This is a genomic window from Limnobacter humi (genome assembly GCF_024518835.1).
GTDB classification, from domain to species: domain Bacteria; phylum Pseudomonadota; class Gammaproteobacteria; order Burkholderiales; family Burkholderiaceae_B; genus Limnobacter; species Limnobacter humi.
In genome coordinates, this window is record NZ_JANIGO010000001.1 from 299,772 (window position 1) to 324,110 (window position 24,339).

Annotated in this window: 25 protein-coding genes; 11 read left to right on the forward strand and 14 right to left on the reverse strand. The window is 57.2% G+C overall.

Annotation, left to right across the window (positions count from 1 at the left end; genetic code table 11):
* Positions 1–34: 34 nt before the first annotated feature.
* The 4 genes from NQT62_RS01405 to NQT62_RS01420 are packed head-to-tail and all read right to left on the reverse strand — an operon-like array spanning position 35 to position 2,518.
* Complete coding sequence (locus NQT62_RS01405; RefSeq protein ID WP_256762765.1) at positions 35–1,012, reverse strand: aspartate carbamoyltransferase catalytic subunit; 978 nt, start codon at positions 1,010–1,012, stop codon at positions 35–37.
* The gene (pyrR, locus tag NQT62_RS01410; RefSeq protein WP_256762766.1) at positions 1,013–1,513 is read right to left on the reverse strand and encodes a bifunctional pyr operon transcriptional regulator/uracil phosphoribosyltransferase PyrR; all 501 of its coding nucleotides are present in this window, start codon (positions 1,511–1,513) and stop codon (positions 1,013–1,015) included. It lies immediately after the preceding gene.
* Positions 1,510–1,932 carry a Holliday junction resolvase RuvX gene (ruvX, locus tag NQT62_RS01415; RefSeq protein WP_256762767.1) on the reverse strand — a complete coding sequence of 141 codons (423 nt, stop codon included), beginning with the start codon at positions 1,930–1,932 and terminating at the stop codon, positions 1,510–1,512. Before ruvX ends, pyrR begins: the two co-directional genes overlap by 4 nt.
* Before the next feature lies 1 nt (position 1,933).
* On the reverse strand, positions 1,934–2,518 hold the full coding sequence (locus tag NQT62_RS01420) for a YqgE/AlgH family protein (protein ID WP_256762768.1): 585 nt from the start codon (positions 2,516–2,518) through the stop codon (positions 1,934–1,936).
* Between the two features lie 101 nt (positions 2,519–2,619).
* Here NQT62_RS01420 and NQT62_RS01425 point away from each other — a divergent pair, with 101 nt between their 5' ends.
* Positions 2,620–4,164: a cryptochrome/photolyase family protein gene (locus tag NQT62_RS01425; protein ID WP_256762769.1), complete on the forward strand. Its 1,545-nt coding sequence runs from the start codon at positions 2,620–2,622 to the stop codon at positions 4,162–4,164.
* Between the two features lie 3 nt (positions 4,165–4,167).
* On the opposite strand, the gene NQT62_RS01430 is transcribed toward NQT62_RS01425, so the two are convergent.
* The 4 genes from NQT62_RS01430 to thiD form a co-directional block, all read right to left on the reverse strand.
* Positions 4,168–4,482: a lysozyme inhibitor LprI family protein gene (locus NQT62_RS01430; protein WP_256762770.1), complete on the reverse strand. Its 315-nt coding sequence runs from the start codon at positions 4,480–4,482 to the stop codon at positions 4,168–4,170.
* A 163-nt stretch (positions 4,483–4,645) separates the two neighbouring features.
* Positions 4,646–5,929, reverse strand: a complete 1,284-nt coding sequence (hemL, locus tag NQT62_RS01435; protein ID WP_256762771.1) for a glutamate-1-semialdehyde 2,1-aminomutase — start codon at positions 5,927–5,929, stop codon at positions 4,646–4,648.
* Complete coding sequence (gene thiE / locus NQT62_RS01440; protein ID WP_256762772.1) at positions 5,926–6,615, reverse strand: thiamine phosphate synthase; 690 nt, start codon at positions 6,613–6,615, stop codon at positions 5,926–5,928. Before thiE ends, hemL begins: the two co-directional genes overlap by 4 nt.
* On the reverse strand, positions 6,612–7,457 hold the full coding sequence (gene thiD, locus NQT62_RS01445) for a bifunctional hydroxymethylpyrimidine kinase/phosphomethylpyrimidine kinase (protein WP_256762773.1): 846 nt from the start codon (positions 7,455–7,457) through the stop codon (positions 6,612–6,614). Before thiD ends, thiE begins: the two co-directional genes overlap by 4 nt.
* A gap of 133 nt (positions 7,458–7,590) precedes the next feature.
* Here thiD and NQT62_RS01450 point away from each other — a divergent pair, with 133 nt between their 5' ends.
* Together NQT62_RS01450 and NQT62_RS01455 are read left to right on the forward strand one after the other, a co-directional pair.
* Positions 7,591–7,755 carry a rubredoxin gene (locus tag NQT62_RS01450; RefSeq protein WP_256762774.1) on the forward strand — a complete coding sequence of 55 codons (165 nt, stop codon included), beginning with the start codon at positions 7,591–7,593 and terminating at the stop codon, positions 7,753–7,755.
* Positions 7,756–7,764: 9 nt separating this feature from the next.
* A complete protein-coding gene (locus NQT62_RS01455; protein ID WP_256762775.1) occupies positions 7,765–9,132 on the forward strand; it encodes a hypothetical protein in 1,368 nt (455 codons plus the stop codon).
* Here the strand turns inward: NQT62_RS01455 and arsS are convergent.
* Positions 9,096–10,052, reverse strand: a complete 957-nt coding sequence (arsS, locus tag NQT62_RS01460; protein ID WP_256762776.1) for an arsenosugar biosynthesis radical SAM (seleno)protein ArsS — start codon at positions 10,050–10,052, stop codon at positions 9,096–9,098. The two genes, NQT62_RS01455 and arsS, sit on opposite strands and share 37 nt — an antisense overlap.
* 132 nt (positions 10,053–10,184) lie before the next feature.
* On the opposite strand from arsS, the gene thiS reads away from it, so the two are divergent.
* The 4 genes from thiS (at position 10,185) to NQT62_RS01480 (ending at position 13,732) form a co-directional block, all read left to right on the forward strand.
* Complete coding sequence (thiS, locus tag NQT62_RS01465; protein WP_306173504.1) at positions 10,185–10,400, forward strand: sulfur carrier protein ThiS; 216 nt, start codon at positions 10,185–10,187, stop codon at positions 10,398–10,400.
* 44 nt (positions 10,401–10,444) lie between these two features.
* Entirely contained in the window at positions 10,445–11,251 is an 807-nt protein-coding gene (locus NQT62_RS01470) for a thiazole synthase (RefSeq protein ID WP_256762777.1), read from the forward strand.
* On the forward strand, positions 11,248–11,967 hold the full coding sequence (gene trmB / locus NQT62_RS01475; protein ID WP_256762778.1) for a tRNA (guanosine(46)-N7)-methyltransferase TrmB: 720 nt from the start codon (positions 11,248–11,250) through the stop codon (positions 11,965–11,967). Before NQT62_RS01470 ends, trmB begins: the two co-directional genes overlap by 4 nt.
* 70 nt (positions 11,968–12,037) lie before the next feature.
* Positions 12,038–13,732: a putative bifunctional diguanylate cyclase/phosphodiesterase gene (locus tag NQT62_RS01480; protein WP_256762779.1), complete on the forward strand. Its 1,695-nt coding sequence runs from the start codon at positions 12,038–12,040 to the stop codon at positions 13,730–13,732.
* On the opposite strand, the gene NQT62_RS01485 is transcribed toward NQT62_RS01480, so the two are convergent.
* The gene (locus NQT62_RS01485) at positions 13,705–14,538 is read right to left on the reverse strand and encodes an undecaprenyl-diphosphate phosphatase (protein WP_256762780.1); all 834 of its coding nucleotides are present in this window, start codon (positions 14,536–14,538) and stop codon (positions 13,705–13,707) included. The genes NQT62_RS01480 and NQT62_RS01485 overlap by 28 nt on opposite strands.
* A gap of 99 nt (positions 14,539–14,637) precedes the next feature.
* Between NQT62_RS01485 and nadB the strand changes: the two genes are divergently transcribed.
* Positions 14,638–16,245: an L-aspartate oxidase gene (nadB, locus tag NQT62_RS01490; RefSeq protein ID WP_256762781.1), complete on the forward strand. Its 1,608-nt coding sequence runs from the start codon at positions 14,638–14,640 to the stop codon at positions 16,243–16,245.
* 12 nt (positions 16,246–16,257) lie between these two features.
* Here the strand turns inward: nadB and nadC are convergent, their stop codons facing one another.
* Both nadC and nadA read right to left on the reverse strand, forming a co-directional pair.
* Complete coding sequence (gene nadC / locus NQT62_RS01495; protein ID WP_256762782.1) at positions 16,258–17,139, reverse strand: carboxylating nicotinate-nucleotide diphosphorylase; 882 nt, start codon at positions 17,137–17,139, stop codon at positions 16,258–16,260.
* Positions 17,136–18,287 (reverse strand): quinolinate synthase NadA, encoded by a 1,152-nt coding sequence (gene nadA / locus NQT62_RS01500; RefSeq protein ID WP_370569113.1) that lies wholly within the window; start codon positions 18,285–18,287, stop codon positions 17,136–17,138. Before nadA ends, nadC begins: the two co-directional genes overlap by 4 nt.
* A gap of 220 nt (positions 18,288–18,507) precedes the next feature.
* Here nadA and NQT62_RS01505 point away from each other — a divergent pair, with 220 nt between their 5' ends.
* The 3 genes from NQT62_RS01505 to NQT62_RS01515 all read left to right on the forward strand — a co-directional run bounded on the left by NQT62_RS01505 (position 18,508) and on the right by NQT62_RS01515 (position 20,745).
* Positions 18,508–19,089, forward strand: coding sequence for a hypothetical protein (locus NQT62_RS01505; protein ID WP_256762783.1), 582 nt, complete (start codon positions 18,508–18,510; stop codon positions 19,087–19,089).
* 95 nt (positions 19,090–19,184) lie between these two features.
* Entirely contained in the window at positions 19,185–19,517 is a 333-nt protein-coding gene (locus tag NQT62_RS01510; RefSeq protein ID WP_256762784.1) for a hypothetical protein, read from the forward strand.
* A 121-nt stretch (positions 19,518–19,638) separates the two neighbouring features.
* Positions 19,639–20,745, forward strand: a complete 1,107-nt coding sequence (locus NQT62_RS01515) for a CsgG/HfaB family protein (protein WP_256762785.1) — start codon at positions 19,639–19,641, stop codon at positions 20,743–20,745.
* Between the two features lie 31 nt (positions 20,746–20,776).
* Here NQT62_RS01515 and NQT62_RS01520 read toward each other — a convergent pair whose 3' ends face one another.
* Complete coding sequence (locus tag NQT62_RS01520) at positions 20,777–22,093, reverse strand: hemolysin family protein (protein WP_256762786.1); 1,317 nt, start codon at positions 22,091–22,093, stop codon at positions 20,777–20,779.
* A gap of 238 nt (positions 22,094–22,331) precedes the next feature.
* Positions 22,332–24,248 (reverse strand): phosphomethylpyrimidine synthase ThiC, encoded by a 1,917-nt coding sequence (gene thiC, locus NQT62_RS01525; protein WP_256762787.1) that lies wholly within the window; start codon positions 24,246–24,248, stop codon positions 22,332–22,334.
* Between the last annotated feature and the right edge of the window lie 91 nt (positions 24,249–24,339).

A 24,339-nucleotide genomic window follows, 5' to 3' on the forward strand; every position in this document is an offset into this window, starting at 1 on the left:
GTTTCGATTCAATCCTTGTTGGTTTAGCGGGGGTTTACGTGGATGCAGCGCCCTTGCTGGACGCCAAAATACTCATCACAGCCATGCGCACAGCGATACCGAAAGTGACCTGGTTCAGAATCACGCTCTGGGGCCCGTCTGCCACTGCTGAATCAATTTCAACCCCGCGATTCATGGGGCCCGGGTGCATCACGATCGCATCGGGTTTGGCTGACTTTAATTTGTCTTCGGTCAGGCCAAAATGCTTGAAATACTCCTGTGCCGACGGAATAAACGCGCCACTCATGCGCTCTTTCTGCAAGCGCAGCATGATGATCACATCCACATCCTTGATGCCCTCGCGCAGGTCGTTGTACACCCGCACGCCCATGTTCTCCAGGTTTTGCGGCACCAGGGTGCGTGGGCCCACCGCCCGCACTTCGGGACAACCCAAGGTGGTTAGGGCATGAATGTCGGAGCGTGCCACGCGGCTGTGCACAATGTCACCCACAATGGCCACACGCAGTTTGGTGAAATCTTTTTTGAAGTGCCGGATGGTGTACATGTCCAGCAGCGCCTGTGTGGGGTGCGCGTGGCGCCCATCGCCGGCATTGATCACATGGATGCTGCCGCCACTGGTGCGGTTCAAATGCTGGGCCAGGAAGGTGGGGGCACCACTTTCGGAATGGCGCATCACGAACATGTCGGCCGACATGGCCGACAGGTTGTCGATGGTGTCAATCAGCGACTCGCCCTTGGCCGTGGACGATGAACCAATGTTGAGGTTGACCACGTCAGCCGACAAACGCTTGGCGGCTATTTCAAAGGTGGTTCGGGTGCGGGTCGAGTTCTCGAAAAACACGTTGAACACCGATTTGCCGCGCAACAAAGGCACTGACTTGATTTCCCGATCGGTCACGGACAAAAAGGATTCTGCCGTGTCCAAAATGCGGTGAATCATCGCCTTGGGCAAGCCCTCGATGCTCAGCAGGTGAATCAGCTCTCCGGCTGCATTCAATTGGGGGTTGTGCAATTAATTCACCTCCAGGTCCAGGTGAAAGGCACCCGACTCATCGCGGGTAAGAACAAAACTTTCATGGGGTTTGAGCGGAATGTGCATGCCCACATACTGGGCATCAATGGGCAGTTGGCGACCACCCCGGTCCAACAACACAGCCAATTCAATTTTGGCGGGACGGCCGTAGTCAAACAGGTGGTTCACAATGGCCCGTGTGGTGCGGCCGGTGTACAGCACATCATCCACCAGCAAAATGTTGCGGCCTTCTACCTCAAACGGCACTTCAGCGGGCTTGGGGTCGGCTTTCAAGCCACGCTCGGAAAAATCATCCCGGTAAAACGCGCTGTCCAAAAAACCGCAGGGCAACGTGAAACCCAAGTCGGCATGCAGGCGTTCTGCAATCCAGGCGCCACCACTGTGCACGCCAATCAGGCCCAGCTCACTTCGGTCAGAAAAGGCCTTGGCCACCTGATCACGCAGGCGGGCATACAGGCTCTCGGGGTTGGGCAGGTTCATCGACCCTCCAGAAAATATTGGTCCAGAATGAGGCAGGCACTGCCCACATCCACCCGTCCTTTCAACTCGCGGGCCTTCGCACCGCCCATGCAGCTTTCAATAATCACGCTGGTGTAACGCTCATCGACCGTGGCACACGGCAAGCCAAAGCGCCCTTCCAACTGGCGGGCAAACCGTTGGCAGCGGGCAGTCATCTCATTGTCCTGCCCGTCGTCGTGCCGGGGTACACCCACCACCAAGCCTTCGGGTTGCCATTCGCGGATCAGTGCTTCAATTTTCTTGAAGCGGGTGGCGTCGTCTTCCGCTTCCACCAAACCCACACCGGTGGTGGTTTTGGTCAACGTGTTGCCAAATGCCACGCCGATCCGCTTGAGGCCAAAATCGAAAGCCAGCAGGAGCGTGGGCTTGGTGGTGTGCATGCTAGGCGTGCCCCGCAGAACCCGACAGCAGGGACGGGTCGATGCCCAACAGGCCATAGGCGCTGGCAAAACGCTCTTCCAGCGGCATGCTGAATAAAATGTCTTGGTTGGCGGGTACGGTCAACCAGGCGTTTTGAGCCAGCTCTTCTTCCAATTGGCCCTCGCTCCAGCCTGCGTAGCCCAGGGTGATCAACCACTGGTCAGGCGCTTGGCCACGGGCCACGGCTTCCAGAATGTCTTTGGAGGTGGTCAGGCGAATGTTGTCCGTTACTTTGAGGGAAGACTTCCAGTTGCGCTGGCCGGTGTGCAGCACAAAGCCACGCTCGCCAGCCACCGGGCCGCCAAACATCACCGGAAATAGTTCCGGCAGACTCCCTTCCACCTCCAGGTCCACTTTTTCCAGCAGACTGCGTATGCTGAGATCGGTGGCCCGGTTGATCACCAAGCCCATGGCCCCTTTGCTGGAGTGCTCACACAAATACACCACAGACCCCGCAAAACTGGGGTCGAGCATGTTGGGCATGGCAACCAGAAACTGGCCACTCAGGCTGAATTCATCGGGTGTGGTGTTTTGGGCTGAAGTCATGCCAAAATTGTAATGCCTTTTGCTGGGTATCAGCGGGCGCAGGCCTCCTGTTCGCCCCATTCCCATGCAAGGGCGTGTCCCTAACCACTTTGCAGCACCCCATGACCGCAGTCGCATCACAGAAGTCCGTTTTGGCCAACCACCCCCTGTCAACCCAACCACGGCCTGCCAACGTGCCCATTGGCCTGATGTGGTTTCGTCGCGACCTGCGGGCGGACGACAATGCCGCCCTGTTTTATGCCCTGAAGCACAGCGAAAGGCTTCACTGCGTGTTTGTGTTTGACAAAACCATTCTGGATGCCCTGCCCAACCCGCAGGACCGACGGGTGGAATTCATTTGGCACAGCATTGCAGCGCTGAAAGCACGTCTGCAGGCGGCCGGTGGTGACCTGCATGTGCTGCACGACCATTCAGCCACCGCCATTCCAGCGCTGGCCCGCACCCTGGGTGCCCAGGCGGTGTTTACCAACAAGGATTACGAACCGGCTGCCCGCACGCGAGATGCCGCTGTTGCCCAAGATTTGGCCCGGCAAGGCTGCACCTTGTATGCCTTCAAAGACCAGTGCATTTTTGAAGAAGACGAGGTGCTGACCCAGGCTGGCAAGTTTTTCACGGTGTTTACACCGTACAAAAACGCCTGCCTGAAAAAGCTCGACCCCTTTCACCTCACGCCCTACCCCAGCGCGCAGCACTTGAACGCGGGCCGCCTGGCCAAACCGGCAGTTGAACAGCCGTTGCCATCGCTGCAAGCCATGGGCTTTCAAGCCACCAACATTCTTGAACTGGTGAAGCCCGGCGAGGACGGCGCGCTGGATGCATTCGATGACTTCCGAAACCGCATGGACCGCTACAAAACAGCACGTGACTTCCCGGCGGTGAAAGGCGTGAGTTATTTGTCGGTGCACATGCGCTTTGGCACCATTTCCATCCGACGTTGCGCACGGGCGGCGCACGAGCAGTTTGTCATTACAGGCAGTGAAGGGGCCATGGGTTGGTTAAATGAACTGATTTGGCGGGATTTCTATTTCCAAATCATCTTCCACCGCCCCGATGCTGCAGACAAAGCATTCAAGGCGGAATACGACCTCATTCAGTGGGACTCCGATGACAAGGCCCAACGCCTGTTCAAAGCCTGGTGTGAAGGCAAAACCGGCTACCCGCTGGTGGATGCAGCGCAACGCCAACTCAACCAAACCGGCTACCAGCACAACCGCCTGCGCATGGTCACCGCCAGCTTTCTCACGAAAGATTTGGGCATCGACTGGCGTTGGGGTGAGCGCTATTTTGCCGAGCACCTGAATGACTTTGATTTGTCAGCCAACAATGGCGGCTGGCAGTGGGCTGCCAGCAGTGGCTGCGATGCGCAACCCTATTTCCGGATTTTCAACCCGGTGAGCCAATCCGAAAAATTTGATGCCGAGGGCAAGTTCATCCGCAAGTACTGTCCGGAACTGGCCAAGCTACCCAATAAATTCATTCACGAACCGTCGGCCTGCCCACCGCTTGAACTGCAGGCTGCCGGTGTGGTGCTGGGGGAAACCTACCCACGCCCGGTGGTGGAGCATGACGTCGCGCGCAAGAAAACCTTGGCGCGCTATGCGGTGGTGAAAAAATCTGAATCCACAGCGGACGGTCAGTCTGAATAAACGTTAGTGCTTTACGCAAAGCCTGCTGGCATGGGCCTTCATCTGAACCCGCTTGTCCTGCGTGGCTTGGGTTCTGCACATCAGATCGGCCGTTGGGCCCATGCTGCCTTCGCCAAACTCCTGAAGGGTTTGGGCTTTGCAATGCGCATCGCGTTTTTTCCGCCATTGGGACAGCCCTCGCTCGATCGATTTACGACAACTGGCTGACGCGTTTTCGGGCTTGGCGACGAAGGTGTCCAACTGCTGCTCCGCCTGAAGCAAATCACGCCAGGCGCAGAAGTACATGCTTTGCTGAGTCGCGTCACAATTTGAAAGCATGTCACTGATCGCCTCTGCAGGTAGACCACTGCGTTCGGAGATCTGGGACACCCAAACATCAGTCTGGTTTGAATCTGCGAATACAGGGCGGGTGATGGCCACTGCACAGATCACCATCCCTTGGACCAATCGAAATTTATTCCACAACTCGGCTTAAACCCAGTTAAATTTTCATCGACTCAAACGCCCTGTCCGCTGCCTGCCGCGTGGCTTCAATCACCGCATCGGTGTGGGTCACCGACACGAAGCCCGCTTCGTAAGCCGAGGGGGCCAGGTACACACCTTCATTCAACATGGCATGGAAGAATGTATTGAACCGGGCAATATTGCCCTGCCCCACCTCGGCAAAAGTGGCGGGCACGGTTTCGCTGAAATAAATACCAAACATGCCGCCTATGCTATCGGCGCTGAAGGTTTCGCCATGCGCCTGGGCAGCGCTGTTGAATGCCTCCACCAGCTTGCGGGTTTGCGTCTCCAGGGTGTTGTAAAAGCCAGGCTGTTGCAGCAAGCACAGGGTGGTGAGCCCGGCAGCCACAGCCACGGGGTTGCCGCTCAAGGTACCCGCTTGGTACACAGGGCCCAACGGGGCGATGTGGCCCATGATGTCTTTTCGGCCACCGAACGCGCCCACGGGCATGCCACCGCCGATGATTTTGCCCAGCGTGGTCAGGTCGGGCGTGATGCCAAAATAACCTTGAACACCCTGAGGGCCCACGCGAAATCCGGTCATCACTTCATCAAAGATCAGCACGGTTCCGTACTGCGTACACAGCTCGCGCAGGGTTTGTAAAAATTCGCGGGTGGGTTTGACCAAATTCATATTGCCCGCCACGGGCTCCACAATCACGCAGGCCAACTGGTCGCCGCTGGCCTTGAAGAGTTCGTGCAACTGCTCAATGTTGTTGTAGCTCAGCACCCGGGTGTGTTTGGCAAAATCTTCGGGCACACCGGCGGATGTGGGGTTGCCGAAGGTAAGCAAACCCGAGCCCGCCTTCACCAAGAGGCTGTCGGCATGGCCGTGGTAGCAGCCTTCAAATTTCACAATCGTGGGTCGACCTGTAAAGCCCCTGGCCAGGCGAATGGCACTCATGGTGGCCTCGGTGCCCGAGCTCACCAAACGAACCTGTTCCAGCGAGGGCAACATGCTGCACAGGGTTTCGGCCATCACGATCTCGGCCTCTGTGGGTGCACCAAAACTCAAGCCATTCACGGCGGCATCCTGCACCGCTTTGATCACGTCTGGATGGGCATGCCCCAACACCGCCGGCCCCCAAGAGCCAATGTAGTCGATGTACTGTTTGTCATCGGCGTCCCACACATAGGGGCCACTGGCCCGCTGGAAAAAGCGCGGTGTTCCCCCCACAGAACGGAAAGCCCGCACCGGCGAATTCACACCGCCCGGAATGGTTTTTTGGGCTCGTTCAAACAGGACTTCATTGCGACTCATGGTGTACTGCTCCAATCTTCAAATTCATGGACCCAATGTCGGGCGTTGTTCAAAACATTCAGCGGGCGCGGGGTGACATCTGCGGCACCAAACAGGCCGCCCACCACCGCAACGGCGTCCGCCCCGGCTTGGCGCAATTCAGCAATTCGGTCCAAGGTAATGCCGCCAATGGCCACGCGGGGCACCTGCAAGTGTGCTGCCTGTTCAAACAGGCTCAACGGCGCATGCACCGCCAGGGGTTTGGTGCTGCTGGAATACACGGCGCCAAACGCCACATAATCCGCACCCTTCTTCACGGCCTGCTCCGCCAAGTCGAGTCGATTGTAGCAAGAGGCGCCAATCAACATGCCGGCGGGCAGGTGTTGGCGTGCAGAATCCACAGGTTCATCCTCCTTGCCCAGGTGGACGCCATCCACGCCCTGTACAGGCCACATCGACAGGGCTTCGGCGCTGGCGTCGTTCACAATCAGGTGAGCTGAATATGGCATACAGAGGTCTGCCAAATCTGCAACAAACTCCACCAGCGCATCCTCTTCCCAATGTTTTTGACGGCACTGAAACAAACGAACCCCGCCCTCCAGTGCAGCCTGCACAGCATCCAGCACGGCTTGCCGAGTCCAGTGGCCCTGCACTTGGGGCGTGATGGCATACACACCGCGAATCACCCGTTGTGCGGTCAGGTTCAAGCGCCAACTCCCTGGTGGGTCACATGCTCATCATCCCCAGCCTGGGCATCCTGCATCAACTGCTGCATCACATGCATCCGGTCGGGAATGTGCTGCCCCTGTCCGATCGCAAAACCATGACGCAAGGCGTGCCAGGTGAACTCCAGGGCCACAGCCACAGCATCGTCCACGGCCAACCCCTGAGCCAGTCCCGCTGCGCAGGCGCTGGCCAGCGTACAACCTGATCCGTGATACTGGTGGGGCAGGCGCTCGCAGGGAAAGTCCGATTGCGATGCCATGGTGTAGAGCCGGTTCACAACCTGCTCGCCATTCAGGTGCTCGCCTTTCAGCAAGACCGCTTTCACGCCGCTGTTCAACAACGCACGGGCTGCCTCATCCACCGAGCTCGCTCCGGTCAGCGCAACCGCTTCGGGCCAATTCGGTGTTAATAGGTCAGTCACCGGTAACAAGGCGTCACAGAGGTGCGCCCACACTGCGTCAGTCGCCAGGCCATCCCCACGACCCGAGGCGCGCACCGGGTCTACCACCAACGGCACATTGGGATGTGCCAATTTCAAAGCCACCACGGCATCCACTGCCGCCACACTGCCCAGCACACCTGTTTTGATTGCGCAAGGCACCAAGCCGTCGACCAACAGGGTGTCCAGTTGATGGCGCACCCAATCCGCCGACAAGGCTTCAACCCGCGTCACGCCCACCGTGTTTTGCGCAGTTAAACCGGTCAGCACTGTCACCGGATGGGCGCCCAACGCAGCCACAGTGAGGACATCGGCCTGCAGACCGGCACCACTGGTGGGGTCAGATGCGGAAAAGGTGAATACACAGGGGATTCGGGCGGTCATTGAAAACTCAAAAATGGACTGCAATTGCGGAACAAGCCCGCCAAACTCAGTATTATCCACCGGTTGAAAAATTTTTTGCCTCAAACGGTTTGCAATTGCTGCATTCCTTGAAACACGGCGTTGGAGTACACACATGAACACATGGATATGCTTGATTTGCGGATGGGTATACGATGAAGCCAAGGGCTTGCCTGAAGAAGGGATTGCACCGGGCACCAAATGGGACGATGTTCCGCCAAACTGGGTATGTCCCGAGTGTGGCGCCCGCAAAGAAGACTTCGAGATGACCCAAATCTAAGACGGATCAATGACCGAACCAGCCAACGCCTCTGTTCCAAACCGTTTCGACGAACACATGCCCACGCTGGTTCAAGCGGTGTTCGTGCACCGGCTGGGGCGCTTCGGTGTGGCCTTGTTGGCCACATCCATCTTGCTGGCGCTGGTTGCGTTGTTCACGAGCCATGAAACTCGGCATCACCAGGTTGCGCTGGTTCAGCAGCTGCAAGCCATTCAAACACGCCTTCACGTTGAACTGGCCCAATGGAACGCCCGCCTTCTACCAGACTCAGATTCTGGCAGTTCAACCACCGCCGACGTGTCGCCATTGGCTTTGAAGGCGTTGCTTCAATTTGCGCAACAGATCAAACCCGAGGCAGTGCCAACCGGACTGGGCGCCTTGTACTTGCAAACCCTTCAAAGCCTGACCGCTCAAGCCGTGGAAACCTTGTCCAGACCCGTGTCTGGCGTCAACTCGAGCGAGATTGCACAAGCGCGCCAGGAACAACAGGTGCGCCTGGAAACACTGCCCAAAATCACCGCCCTTGAGCAACACATTGCCCAAGCAGACAATGGCCTGCTCACCATGCTGTGGGTGCTGACCGGATTGTGCGCAGCCGGTGCAACGGCGCTGCTATTGACCGGGTGGCGCCTGAAAACCGTGCACCAACTGAACCAGCGCATTCATGTGCTCAGCCGGGCGTTGCACACCCAGGCACAGAGCGATTCCAAGCTGGCGGGTGCCCATTCAGCGCTGGAAGGGGTTTTGGCAGCACTCAATCAAAACCAGCAACTGGAGCATCGCGGCACCCTGCTGCAAATTGGTCAACAGCTCGAGGAACTCAAACAAAGCGGCCATGCTGTTCTGGAATTTGCCAAGGCATTTCACCAACTGTCCACTCAAGGCACACAAGTGGCCAAAACCGCGCTGACCAGCGAACAGCGCAACAGCCGCGCCGAAAGCCATGTGGACATGATGCAAAGCCAGCTGGAGGGCCTGCGAAACGACATCCGGACAGCAGCACAGGGTCTACGAAAAGCCGGGGAAGTCAGCCGGCAGCTGTTGGGAAGACTGGATGGCAGTCAACTGGAACTCAGTTTGTCGGAACCCGGTCGCAGTCAGCAGCTGCAGCAACTGGTTGAGCAAAGCCAGTTGGCCCTCAAAGAAGCGATTGAGGGCTTGGTGCTGGCCAGTCAAAAAATCAACATGGGCCAAATTGAAAGCCACAAGCTGGCTGAATTCATGGCGGTGAACCAGACCGCCTGGGCCAACCTGCTGGGGCAAATTGAACAGTACACGGAGGCGGCCTCCAAGGACTCTGAACAGGCGCTTCAACTGGCCAAGCGCCTCATTCAAAGCAGTCAGGCCGCCAAGGCCCCACCGCAACTGCTGCCCTGACCGGCGGTGCATCCATAGCAGTGCTCACCCACAATCACCTCGATGTCGTTCAGCGCATGCTGGCTTAATGCGGCCAACGTCAGCGCCCGGCCTTGGCCATCCCGCACCGGCCAACGCAATTGCTGGTTGAAGTCGCAATCGTAGAGCACGCCCTCGTAGTCCACCGACACCAGGCTGCGGCACATCACTGCGGCCAGGTTGTCCTCCCGATAAGCGGCTTTGAGGGTATTCAAATAGCCATCGAACGTGCCTTTGCTCACCAGCGTGCTGCCAAAGCGGGCAATCGGCATGTTGGTGATGGTCACCAACCGGTTAAAAACCACCCCAAACTTCTCAAACAGCACGCGCTTGTAATCGGCCTCCAGGCTTTGTTGAGGTGGTGGCAACACCGGGCCTTGCGGGTTGAACACCAAATTGAGCGACCGATCCTTGCCGTAGCCCAAGGCATTCAGCATCAGCAGGCCGCGAATACTTGCATCAAACACGCCTTTGCCGCGCTGGCGGTCCACATTGTCTTCCAGGTAACACGGCAATGACGCGTAAATCTCGACGTCATGGTCTGCCAAAAACTGCGCCAGGTCTTCATAACCTGGTTCGCACAAAATGGTGAGGTTGCACCGGTCAACCACGTGGACGCCCGCCCGTCGTGCAGCACTCACCAGGCGTTTGAAACGCGGGTTCATTTCAGGTGCACCGCCGGTCAGGTCCAGTGTCTTCACCCAGCCCTGCTTCATCAAGGCGATCAGTTGGTCAATCTGCTCGTCCTGCATCAGCTCTGTTCGTTTGGGGCCGGCATCCACATGACAGTGGGTACAACTTTGGTTGCACAGGTAACCCAGATTGACCTGCAAGGTTTCCAGGTTCAAACGTTTGACCGCGGGGAATTGGGTGGACTTCAACAAATGAACAACTGAATGCATGGGTGCTCCGGAATGCGGTTGTGCGGTGAGATAATCCCAATCATGGTCTCAACCCGACGGGTGTTGAAGCCAAACTGTGTTGAAATAATCATCGCAATAATCATCTTAGCAAAATTCCAGCCTTTGCCTGCCATGCCTTCAAGCTTGATTTCAATCGCCGTCAATGGTCAAACACAGGAAATACCGGAGGGGTCCAGCATCAGTTCGCTGCTGGAGCGCCTGGAGTTACAGGGCAAACGGATTGCAGTGGAAATGAACGGCGACATCGTGCCAAAAAGCCAGCATGCCCAGACGCTGCTGCAAGCTGGCGCGCAACTTGAAATTGTGGTGGCGGTGGGGGGCGGTTGACACCGCCCTCGCAACACCCGCCCATTACCTCAGGAGCAGTACCCATGAACACATCCACACCCGACACCTGGCAAGTCGGTGACCGCCAGTTCTCCAGCCGCCTCTTGGTGGGCACTGGCAAATACGCCAGCCTTGAACAAACGCGCGAAGCCATCACGGCGAGCGGCGCTCAAATTGTCACCGTAGCAATCCGCCGCACCAACATTGGTCAAACGGCTGGCGAACCCAGTTTGCTCGATTATTTGCCGCCCAGCCAGTTCACTTACCTCCCCAACTCCGCTGGCTGTTACACCGCCGCCGATGCGGTTCGCACCCTGCGCCTGGGCCGGGAACTGCTGGACGGCCACAATCTGTGCAAACTCGAAGTATTGGGCGACCCCAACAACCTGTACCCCGACATGGAAGAAACCCTTGTGGCTGCCAAAACCCTGGTGGCCGACGGTTTTGATGTCATGGTGTACTGCTCGGACGACCCCATCTATGCCCGCAAACTGGAGGACGTGGGTTGCAAAGCCATCATGCCGCTGGCCTCGCTCATCGGTTCTGGCATGGGTATTCTGAACCCCTGGAACATCCACCTCATTTTGGAAAAAGCACAGGTGCCCGTGATTGTGGACGCCGGTGTGGGAACAGCCTCCGATGCTGCGATCGCCATGGAAATGGGTTGTGCGGGCGTTCTGATGAACACAGCCATCGCCAAGGCGCAAAACCCTGTGGCGATGGCCCACGCCATGCGTCTGGCCACAGAGGCCGGTCGGCAGGCCTTCCTGGCAGGTAGAATGCCGAAAAAGTTTTACACCGCCAGCCCCTCCTCACCCGTGGAAGGGGTGATTCAATCCAGCACAAAATGACCCAAGACGCCAGCACGCCCGACGACAGCAACCCGTTTCGCAACAAGCACATCCGCAGTTTCGTCAAGCGGCGTGGCCACATCTCCAGAGCGCAGGAACGCGCTGTTGAAGACGGCATGCCCAAATGGGGGCTGACCTACAACAAAACACCCATTGCTTTTGAGCAGGTGTGGGGCCGCAATGGCGCACCCAACTGGCTGGAAATTGGCTTTGGCATGGGTGAAACCACGGCAGCCATTGCCGCCGCGCACCCGCAGGTGAACTACCTCGGTGTTGAAATTTACACGGCCGGCGTGGGGTCGCTTCTGAAAAAAATCGAAGAGCAAGGGCTGCAGAACATCCGCGTCATGTCGCACGACGTGGTGGAGGTGCTGGCCGACATGATTCCCGATGGCAGCCTGGACAAAGTGTTGCTCTACTTTCCGGACCCCTGGCGAAAAAAGAAGCACCACAAGCGCCGCCTCATTCAACCTGAATTCGTGGCCAAACTGGCGCTGAAAATGAAGCCGGGCGGCATTTTGCATTGCGCCACAGACTGGGAAAACTATGCCCAGCACATGCTGGAGGTGTTGGACAATGCACCCGACTGGCAGAACATGAACGGTGGCGGCTATTCCCCGCGGCCAGACGATCGGCCCCTGACCAAATTTGAAAACCGCGGCCTGAAACTGGGGCACGGCGTTTGGGACCTGCTATACAGCCGACGCACAGCCTGACCCGCTTGCGGGATGTCTCGCGACACCATGCTTTGGTCTAATTGATGGGGTTGCACCTTGCCCATCGCCCATGCACAAGCCACCTCATCCAGTCGAGCGCCCAGCGCTCGGTACAAGACGCGCACTGGTGTACTGCCTGTTGCCCCTCATGCTGGGCATGGGTGCTGCCTATTGGATCACTTTCCAGTGGCTGGTGCTTGGATTGATGAATGCCAACATGCCGAGCGCAGCCCTGCCACCAGCAACCCACTGGCTGGAGATGCTGGCCCTGTGCATCTTTGTTGCCATCCTGAGTCTGGTCACCTCCCGCTGGATCCAACGCATGGTGGTACAACCGTTGCAGCAACTCAGCCGCCACGCGCAGGCCATGGCGCAACAACCCGAGCCGTGGGAACCCATGCACAGCCCGGTGCGTGAAATTGTCGAATTACAGAACAGCTTCCTGAGTTTGAGTCGACAGCTGCAGGAGCGTGAGCACCAAATTCGCCAAACCGCCTACCAGGATCCCTTAACGGGCCTTGCCAACCGAACGTATTTGCTGTTGGCTCTTCGCGATCGCATCCAACGGGCTCGAGAACCAGTGACGATTGTGACGTGGAGCATCGACAATTTCGACGGCATTCAGGAGGTACTGGGCCATGACCTGGCGCAGCACCTGTTGAAAAAGGCGGCCCGGAAGGCCAGACACCTGTGCGCAGATCACATTGTGTTGGCGCGGCTGGAAGGCCCCTTGTTTGGTGCCTTGGTGCCCAGCAGTCTGTATGCGCTCAAACCATCGCTGGAGCGCATCTTGCAATCCACCGTCCGTGTTCGCCAACACGCCCTGTCGGTTGAAGCACGGGCCGGGGTGGCACACTACCCAGCCCATGGTCACTATGCGGAAGATCTTCTGCGTGACGCCGACATGGCTCGGCAGGTGGCGGTCAAAACCCGGCGACGGGTGATTGAATTTGACCAGCGCATGGCAGCCCGCTCAGCCGCCCGCATTGCGTTGATCGGCGAACTCAAGGCGGCGATTGCGGATGAACAGTTTTGCCTGCACTTCCAGCCCAAACTCAACCTTCGAACCAACAACATCAACCAAGCCGAGGTGCTGATTCGGTGGAACCATCCAGAGCGTGGATTGATTGCACCAGGTGGCTTTATCGAACTGGCCGAGCAGACCGGGCTGATTCGAGACATCACCCGGTGGGTCCTGCTTCAGGTCTATGGGCTGACCCCATTGTGCCTGCGGCAAAACCTGAAGTTGTCCATGAATCTGTCGGCCATTGATCTGGAGGACCCCGACCTCCTGCAGTTTTGCAAAAACCTGCACCGCGGAAGGCCAGAGGGCACACGGCACATCACCCTGGAAATCACGGAAAGCGCCGCGATGAAAAACCCGGACCAAGCATTGGAGTTGCTAACCGGACTGGCCGAACTGGGCTTTCAGATTGCGATTGATGACTACGGCACCGGCTACTCGTCATTGGCCTATCTCCGACGCTTTCCGGTGACGGAGTTAAAAATAGACCGGTCACTGGTGCAGGGTGCAGACCTGGATGCGGATAGCCAGATCATCCTGGAGTCCACCATCCAGATGGGCCACACCATGGGACTGGTGGTAACCACGGAAGGCGTGGAACACGATGCCGAATTCGAGGTGGTCAGAAAACTGGGCGTGGATTATGTGCAAGGTTTCTGGTTATCCCGACCCATGCCCTATGAGGAGTTTCGACTCAAACACCTCGTGGGCAATCACGACCAGTTGACCCAACCCAACTGAGCCGTGGCCAAAATCAACACACCAAAGGCAATCCGATACCATGCAAATGGTTTAAAGTCGTGGCGAGATACATACTGAAGTAACCAGCGCACGCACACATACGCGCTGATAAAACTGGTGATGGAACCCACGGCAAACAGGGGCAAATCGGCCGCGCTCAAAATGTGACGCGCCCCCCACAGTTCATACACCGACGCCGCCAACATGGTCGGCATGGCGAGAAAAAACGAAAACTGGGTGGCCGATACGCGATTCATGCCCAACCACAGGCTGCCAATGATGGTTGCACCAGACCTGGAGGTGCCAGGAATCAGCGCCAGTGCCTGAAAAAACCCCACCTTCAATGCCAGCGCTGGCGACATGTCATCCACATTCATCACCCTGGGCGCATGGCCTGGTTTGCTGGCCCAACGCTCTACCATCAAGATCAACACGCCACCCACAATAAAACTGGTGGCCACCACGGTGGGTGTGAACAGGGCCGCTTTGATGTGTTTGCCAAACAGCAAGCCAATCACAGCCGCCGGCAGAAACGCCAACACCATATTCAGGGCAAACCGATTGGCCACCGGATCACGCCCCAAACCGGTCAAGGTAGACACCACCCGCTGCTTGTATTCCAGCACCACCGCCAGAATGGCCGCCAATTGAATCACCACCTCAAACACCGAAGCTGTGGCTGGCTCAAATCGGATCACATCGGCTGTCAAAATCAAGTGTCCGGTGGACGACACCGGTACAAACTCCGTCAAACCCTCGACCACCCCCATCATCGCTGCCTTGCCCAGCAAGAGCCAATCCCACATGTTGAAATCCCGTCCTGAATTGAAAGCCCCAGCATCATATCAGCGCCACGCTTCGATATGATGGCAGCAAGACCGTTCATCGAAAGCAGCACCCTCGTCATGAAACAATTCGACGTCGCCATCATTGGCAGTGGCCTGGCTGGCCTGACCACCGCCCTGCAACTGGCTGACAAACTGAAAGTCGCCATCATTTGCAAACGCTCAGTGTCCGAGACGGCCAGCCGATGGGCGCAAGGCGGCATTGCCGCTGTCCGCGATCCGGCCGACAGTGTGGCCGAGCACGTGCAAGACACCCTGGTGGCCGGTGGCGGCCTCTGCGAACGGGACTCCGTGCAGTTTATTCTCGAGAACGCCTCCACCGCCATCGACTGGCTCGTTGCCCAGGGCGTGCCCTTTTCCCGGGAAGACGACAACGATGGAACCTACTCCGAGCCCAACGGCTTTCACCTGACCCGCGAGGGTGGACATAGCCGCCGGCGCATTTTGCATGTGGCCGATGCCACTGGCGATGCCGTGCAAACCACGCTGGAGGCCCTGGTTAGGAAACACCCCAACATAGAACTGTTTGAACACCACATGGTGATCGACCTCATCACCGGTGACCGGCTGAACGAAAAGAAAGCCGGCATTCTAGGCGCCTACGTGCTGGACGAAAACACCCAGCGCGTGCTCACCCTGACCTGCCCGTACATCGTGTTGGCTTGTGGTGGCGCAGGCAAGGTGTACAACTACACCACCAACCCCGACACGGCCACCGGCGATGGCATCGCCATGGCCTGGCGAGCTGGCTGCCGCATCGCCAACATGGAGTTCATTCAATTCCACCCCACCTGCCTGTACCACCCTTACGCCAAGAGTTTTTTGATCACCGAGGCCGTGCGGGGTGAAGGCGGCGTGCTGAAGCTGCCCGACGGTACGCGGTTCATGCCCGAGCATGACGAACGCGCCGAGTTGGCACCGCGCGATGTGGTGGCCCGTGCCATCGACTTTGAAATGAAAAAGCGGGGCCTGGACTGTGTGTATTTGGACATCAGTCACGCGCCTGCCGACAAACTCAAAAAACACTTCCCGACCATTTACAAGCGGTGCCTGGAACTGGGCATTGACATCACAAAACAAGGCATTCCTGTGGTGCCCGCTGCCCACTACACCTGCGGCGGCGTCGTGACCGACTTCAACGCCCGCACCGACATTCCTGGCCTGTATGCAGTGGGGGAAACCGCTTACACTGGCCTGCATGGCGCCAACCGCCTGGCCAGCAACAGCCTGCTGGAATGTGTGGTCATGGGGCAAGCCGCATCAGCCCACATTCTGAGCAAACCCAACCGCGAAACCATGGAACTGCCCGAATGGGACGAGAGCCGGGTCACCGACCCGGACGAAGAAGTGGTGATCTCCCACAACTGGGCCGAGCTGCGCCAAACCATGTGGAACTATGTGGGCATTGTGCGAACCGACAAGCGCCTGGAGCGCGCCCAGCACCGCATCAAACTGCTGCGCGACGAAATTGCCGAGTTTTACAGCCACTTCCGTGTAAGCCGAGACCTGCTCGAACTGCGCAATTTGGTGGACGTGGCCGACCTCATCGTAACCAGTGCGCTGAACCGCAAGGAAAGCCGGGGCCTGCATTTCAGTGCAGACTACCCGGGCACCCTGCCCCGAGCATTCCCCACCGTGTTGCAACGGCCCAAAAAGAAGTCCGCTTAAACTGGCTTGGTTTTAATCCTGCACCCGCAGGGAAAAATCCACCGCGTGAATGTCTTTGGTCAAAGAACCAATCGAGATGCGGTCCACGCCAGTTTCGGCAATCGCGCGAACAGTGGACTCATTCACCCCGCCGGAAGCCTCCAAAATGGCACGGCCTGCGTTCAAGGCCACTGCGTCTCGCATCATCTGCAAGTCAAAGTTGTCCAGCAACACCGACTTTGCCCCACCATCCAGCGCGTCCTGCAGCTCGGCCAGGCTTTCCACTTCAATCTGAACACTGACCTGCGAGGGTGCAATGCGGTGCGCCTGCTTCAACACCGCAGCAATACCACCGGCAGCAGCAATGTGATTTTCCTTGATCAAAATACCATCGTAGAGCGCCAATCGCTGGTTTTCGCCGCCGCCCACACGCACCGCATACTTCTGCGCCAAGCGCATACCAGGCAGGGTTTTTCGGGTATCCAGAATGGCGGCTTGTGTACCTTCCACCAGCCTCACAAAATGCCGTGTGCGCGTGGCAACAGCGCTTAGCAATTGCAAGTAGTTCATCGCCGGGCGCTCAGCCGTCAACAGCGGTCGAGCCTGTGCCTCGATCTCGCAGACCACCGTGTTGGCTGCCACTTCCTCACCCTCGGCCACAGTCCAGTTCAGGTGCGCATCTGGGCACAAGGTTCGAAACACCGCCGTGAACCAGTCCTGCCCGCAGACCACCGCCGCATCCCGACACAACAGGCGTGCCGTGCAGCGCTTGCCCTCTGGCACCAGCAGCCCCGTCCAATCGGTGTTGCCCAAATCCTCGGCAATCGCATCGTGAACATTGTTCATCAATGCCAATTCAAGCGCCGGGCCAAACGATCGAAACAATTCGGAACGGTTTACTGTGCTAAGCATCATGCTGGCCCCACCCCCTGATGCGCCTGCTCCAGGCGCCCCTGCCCGCGAGGACCGGAAATACCATGGGTTTTCGCAAAATCCAGCATGCGGTCAATGCAGCGGTAAGCCTGCCGTCCCAATGCTGGCTCAACATGCACTTCACCCTGGCCGGAATCAAAACCGGTTTTCAACACATCGCGCAGGTTCACCAGCCCGTTCATGGCCATCCACGGGCAATGCGCGCAGCTTTTGCAGGTAGCGGAGTTACCCGCTGTGGGGGCTTCAATCAGCATTTTGTCGGGTGCAAACTGGCGCATTTTGTGCAGGATGCCGTTGTCTGTGGCCACAATAAACGTGTTCACGCCAGGGGTTTGCGTCGCGCGTATCAGCTGCGTGGTCGACCCCACCACATCGGCCAGTTCCACCACCGCCTGCGGCGACTCTGGGTGCACCAGCACCAATGCGTCCGGGTGCTGAGCCTTGAGCATTTTCAGTTCCTCCGCCTTGAACTCGTCATGCACCAGGCAACTGCCCTGCCACAGCATCATGTCGGCACCCGTTTGGCGTTGAATGTACTGGCCCAGATGGCGGTCGGGTGCCCACAGTATTTTCTGCCCCTGCGCATGCAAGTGGCCCACAATGTCCAAGGCAATGCTGGATGTCACCATCCAGTCTGCACGCGCTTTCACCGCTGCACTGGTGTTGGCATACACCACCACGGTCCGGTCTGGGTGTTGATCGCAAAATGCGGCAAACTCGTCGGCTGGGCAACCCAGGTCCAACGAACAGGTGGCATCCAGATCGGGCATGAACACCCGCTTTTCAGGATTCAAAATTTTACTGGTCTCACCCATGAAGCGAACACCCGCCACCACCAGGTTTTGATGGGCACTCTCGCGACCAAAACGCGCCATTTCCAGCGAATCAGATACACATCCACCCGTTTCCTCGGCCAAATCCTGTAGTTCAGCGTCCACGTAGTAGTGGGCCACCAACACAGCATCCCGCGCCTTGAGCAAGGCCTTAATCTCTGCCTTCAGGGCCGATTTTTCTGCGGTTGACGGTTGGGCTGGCACACGGGCCCACGCTTGAGAGGGCTTGCAACTGATCTCCGGACTGCCGTGCTCTGGAAGATCAAATTCAACCGGTTTGATGTCAATGGTGTTCACAACAACTCGCGTGTTTCCGTAAACGCAACATTTTACTCCCCCAGTGGGGGATTGTCCTCAGGTGAAGAATCGAATGGCAGATCGATCCACAGGTCTGAACTTTTTAGACAATTCGTCCACTTAACCAAAGCATTTTTGCGAATGAACCCCGCTGGGTGCCAGCGGGATTTTTCAGTCGGCCTCACCGTGGCCATTGATACAACCCTGGAGAAACTTTCTCATGAAAAAAACCGCCATCGCAGCGTCCCTGCTGACTGCACTGCTGTCAATCCACTCCGGCGCATTTGCCAGCTGTACCGGCACGGGCTGCGCAAGCGACATCAGTGCAGAAGTCAATTTGAACACCGACTACAACCTGGATCCGAATCACAACGGCATTTACATCCAAGTCAACCGGGGAAATAACTCGAGCAACCTTCAATTGAACAACGTGATTGTCAACAACAATGGCAGCCTCACGGCCAACTCCACCTCGGTGGGTAATAACATTGACGTTCAAGTCAGCCTGGGTTCAACAGTACCAGTCCGCCATGTCAGCCAAAGCAACTTTGGCGACGCCACTGCGCTCGTAACCTTGTACCAGTCGGGCAGCTCCCGGCCTGGCGAAGTGTCCCTGAATGCCACTGCAGTGGGCAATAACTTCAGCTTCAACGGCAACGGTGTCAGCCTGGCTGAGCTCTCTGTTGCCCAGTGCAATGTGGGTAACAACCTGGCCAGCGTGAACTTCAAGAACGATCCTTCCTCGCTGTCCGCCACCGCCACGGCCGTGGGTAACAGCATTTCAGTTCGCAGCGTTAAGTAAGCGGGCAACGCGAGAAATGAACTTTTCCGCCACCAAGTCAACTCACAGGCAAGTTGATTTGGCGGCGGTTCCTTACCTCCGCCTCAAGAGATCTCATGATGAAGAAAATAATCTGTGCACTGGCTCTGTGGCCTTTCGCCCACGCAGGGCTGGCTGCTGTGACATTTGAAGGCAATCCCAGTGCGATTGAAACGCCCTTGGGCATGAACAGTGTCACCGACATCGACTCAACCGTGGCCTCACGACGCGACGCCAACTTCAATCGCGTACAAGTTCAATCACCCGGTTATGGATTTGCAGCCACCGCGGTTGGCAACCTGATCAATGTTGAAAACTCCGGCAGCAACAACACGGTGACCATTTACGCCACCCAGATCAACAATGGTTCGCAGCGGGCCAGCCTGAGTGCACTCGGCAACAGCGATTAAGCCATCCACATTTCCGTTCAAACAAGTTCATAGGTCAACCATGCCCCGTCTCCTGCCCATACAACGCTGTTTGTTGCCATTGATGGCCCTCGCGGCAACTGCTTGCACCACGGTGCCATCATTGAGCAACACCCAATATGTCAATGCGCTAGATGGTGCAAGCGTGGTTGAAAACACGACCCGTTACAGCAAGTCATTGGAATGCCTCAAGCCCCTGCTGGCATCTCGGGGGGGGCTTGGCAAACGGTATGCCGTGGGCCGGGTGAACGACTTTTCAGGCAAGGAAGACCTGACCAACGGCAAACGCCTGACGCAAGGTGCTGCGCTGATGGTGATCTCGGCGCTTAGCAAAACCGGTGTGCCCATGGTCGAGCGATTCGACACCTCGATTGCCGACATGGAATTAAAGTACGCAGACAACAAACTGATCACAGACAACCCCGAGACCAAAGACCACCGCCGGATTTTCTCCGGCTCGCTACCCGGTTCGGACTATCACATTGTGGGTGGCATTACCGAGGTGAACTACAACATCAAAAGTGGCAGCATCGATTCGTCCATTCGTTTCCTGGGATTGGGCGCACGCTATTTTGTGATGGATGTCGCCGTCGATTTACGACTGGTGAATACCAAAACACTGGAGATTGTGAATACCCAGAGTTTGCAGAAACAAATCATTGGTACTGAACTCAGTGGTGGTTATTTCCGCCTGTTCAGTGACGGTTTGGTGGATATCAATGCAGCAGAAAGAACCCAAGAACCCATTCAAAAAGGCGTTCGAATGGTGATTGAACAAGCCGTGTTCAACATGCTGACACAAGTCAACCATGTTGGAGCAAGCCAGTGTGCCCGCCTGTCCTCACTGAACCCCGCGGACAACCCACAGCCCACGGCCATGAGCAAACCAGCAGCGAACAACGGCGCAACCCTGACACCCAAGCGCTCAGACGCGCCTCTGAATCTCGACAACACGGCAAGCCCTGGAAACACGGGTCGGGAAGGCGTGATGATCGACCCCCAAACCGGAGAGGTGGTGCCACTGGGTTCAACACCCAGCCCGCAACAACTGGCACGCCCTCTTGCAGCGGGGAGCGAAGCAGGCAACCAAGAGGTTAGGCAACTCAACGGACTGTTCGGCCCGCCAGGCCTGCCGTCCGATGCTGGCAATGCGAACAACCGCGCCATGCAGGAAAAGCTGTTGTACGGCTCTCGGCCAGAATTGCGCTAAGTTGATTAATCGTTGATTGACCACACCCACTTCAACCATCTGTGGTGTCGGAACCGTCCTCAGTCTCGTCTGGCAGGCGGCTCGCCAATATTTTGTCGATCCGCTTTTCGTCCATGTCCACCACTTCAAATCGCCAGCCTTCCCACTCCGCCACATCGCCGGTGTTGGGTAAGCGCCCCATCAGCAGCATGATCATGCCGCTTAAGGTGTGGTAACGGCCTTTCTCCTCTTCCGGTACGGCTTTCATCTCCAGGGTGTCTTTTAGTTCGTGAATGGCAATGGCACCGTCCAGCAACCAGGAACCATCATCGCGTTGAACCGCCCATGCATCTTCCACATTGCGGGGCTTGAATTCGCCGGTGAGCGCTTCCATCAAATCATGCAGCGTCACAATGCCTTCCAATTCGCCGTATTCATCGATCACGAAAGCAATGTCCATGTTATTGCTGCGGAATTGCTCGAGCAATTCCATCCCGGTCAGGGTCTCCGGCACAAACACGCAAGGCTGCAGGTTGTTCACAAAGTCGGGGAGTTTGCCCTGCGCGGCATAGGCCAAGGCCTGCTTGGCGTGAATCACACCCAAGAGTTTGTCCGGTGAACCATCACACACCGGGAAACGTGAATATTCCGACTCAATCACCCGCTTCAGGTTTTCCTCTTGGGGCAAGCGAACGTCCAGAAACAACACATCCGAACGGGGAATCATCAAGGAGCCCAACTGCCGATCGTCCAGTCGGAACACATTGCGCAGCATGGTGTGTTCGCTTTGCTCAATCGCACCAGACACACTGCCCTCATCCAGCATGGCATGAATTTCTTCTTCGGTCACACCACTGTCGGTATTTTCTTTCACACCCATCAGGCGCAGCAAACCGCGTGTGGAATAGGTCAGCAGGAGCACAAATGGCCGGGTGGCCACGGCCAGCACCTGCATGGGTCGAGCGGCTGTGCGGGCAATCGATTCTGGGCTGAGCTGCCCCAACCGTTTGGGCACCAGCTCGCCCACGACAATGGCCACATAGGTCACCAGCACAACGGCAATGGCCGTGGATGACACGGAAGCCACACCAGCCTCAATGCCCAGGCTTTGCATCCACACAGACAAGGGTTTGGCCAACACAGCCTCGCCCACAATACCGCTCAGCACGCCGATCGAGGTAATGCCAATCTGGATGGTGGATAAAAACTTGGTGGGGTCTTCGCCCAGCTTCAAGGCCACCTCAGCGGATGAATCACCATCGGCGGCCAGTTTGGCCAAACGGGCTTTTCGGGCAGTCACCAAGGCAATTTCCGACATGGCAAACACGCCATTGAGGACAATCAAACCCAGCAGCATCAGCACGTCCATGTGCAGTCTCCAGGTTGGGTCAGCGTCGGGATTTGAATGGGGAATTCGAGAGAAAACAGGGGGTTGAAGTGCGAGTCACTTCGACAACTGGGACTATCCATATAGGGTCGGGAAGGGTTACAAAACCGCCCGAACTGCTCCTGATCATAAAAAACACCGCCCAATGCTACAAAGCAATGCGGGCGGTGTCAAATTTGTGCCGAAAAATCGGGCACTTAGTGTTGATGAACGATCAAATTTACTGCTGGTGGTACACCTTGGCGCCAGTTTTGATGAACTCAATGGATTTTTCTTCCATGCCTTTGTTCAAGGCCTCTTTCTCGCTCACCCCCAGTTTTTCGGCATATTCGCGAACATCCTGCGTGATTTTCATCGAACAGAAATGCGGGCCGCACATCGAGCAGAAGTGCGCCACTTTCATGCTCTGTTTGGGCAGGGTTTCGTCGTGGAATGCGCGTGCTGTGTCGGGGTCAAGGCCGAGATTGAACTGGTCTTCCCAACGGAACTCGAAGCGGGCCTTGGACAGCGCATTGTCACGAACTTGCGCACCCGGATGGCCTTTGGCCAGGTCGGCGGCATGGGCAGCAATTTTGTACGTGATGATGCCGTCTTTCACGTCTTTCTTGTTGGGCAAACCCAGGTGTTCCTTGGGTGTGACGTAACACAGCATGGCGCAACCATACCAGCCAATTTGCGCAGCACCAATGCCACTGGTGATGTGGTCGTAACCCGGTGCAATGTCGGTGGTCAGCGGGCCGAGCGTGTAAAACGGAGCCTCATGGCATTCCTTCAACTGGATGTCCATGTTTTCTTTGATGAGCTGCATGGGCACGTGGCCTGGGCCTTCAATCATCACCTGCACATCGTGCTTCCAGGCAATTTGGGTGAGCTCACCCAGGGTGCGCAACTCGCCGAGTTGGGCTTCATCGTTCGCATCGTAGATGGAGCCCGGGCGCAGGCCATCGCCCAGCGAGAAGCTCACGTCGTAAGCTTTCATGATCTCGCAGATGTCTTCAAAATGCGTGTACAGGAAGTTTTCTTGATGGTGGGCCAGACACCACTTGGCCATGATGGAACCACCACGGCTCACAATGCCTGTCATGCGGTTGGCGGTGAGCGGTACGTACTGTAAACGCACACCGGCGTGGATGGTGAAGTAATCCACACCCTGCTCGGCTTGTTCAATCAGGGTGTCGCGGAAAATTTCCCAGGTCAGGTCTTCGGCCTTGCCGTTCACTTTTTCCAGCGCCTGGTAAATGGGCACGGTGCCGATGGGCACCGGGCTGTTGCGCAAAATCCATTCGCGGGTTTCGTGAATGTGCTTGCCGGTGGACAAATCCATCACCGTGTCGCCCCCCCAGCGGATAGACCAGGTCATTTTTTCCACCTCTTCACCGATGGACGACGACACCGCCGAGTTGCCGATGTTGGCGTTGATTTTCACCAGAAAGTTTCGGCCAATGATCATCGGCTCCAGTTCCGGGTGGTTGATGTTGGCAGGAATAATCGCTCGGCCACGGGCAATTTCATCGCGCACGAATTCGGGGGTGATTTGCTCGGGAATGGCAGCGCCGAAGGACTGCCCTTTGTGCTGTTGCAACAGCAACTGGGCCATGCGCTCGCCTGTTTTTCCACCCTGGCTTTTCAGGCTGTCGATGTATTCCTGGCGGCGGAGGTTTTCACGAATCGCCACGTACTCCATTTCCGGGGTGATGATGCCTTGGCGCGCATAGTGCATTTGGCTCACGTTTTTGCCAGCCTTGGCACGGCGGGGCTTGCGGGTCAGGTTAAACCGCAACTCTGTAAGCTTGGGGTCGTTCAGGCGCTCAATGCCGTAGTGGGATGTGGGGCCAGCCAGCACCTCCGTGTCGGCACGCTCCTCGATCCAGTTGGCACGAATGGGGGCCAGGCCAGAACGAATGTCGATGCGGGCATTGGGGTCGGTGTAAGGGCCCGAGCAATCGTACACATAAATCGGTGGGTTTTTCTCGCCGCCAAATGCTGTGGGCGTGTCGTCCTGCGTGATTTCGCGCATGGGCACTTGAATGTCGGGGCGAGAGCCCTGCACATACACTTTGCGCGAATTGGGCAAGGGTTTGATGGCGGCCTCGTCGACCTTGGCCGTGGCTGCGAGAAAATCGGGATTGGCGTTCATGGGCACTCCTGAAGAAACTGGTACGCAGGTTCAACTACACAGGCATGCGTGCCAGAAGAGTGCGCAAGGTGAAGCCATGAATGGCCGTGGG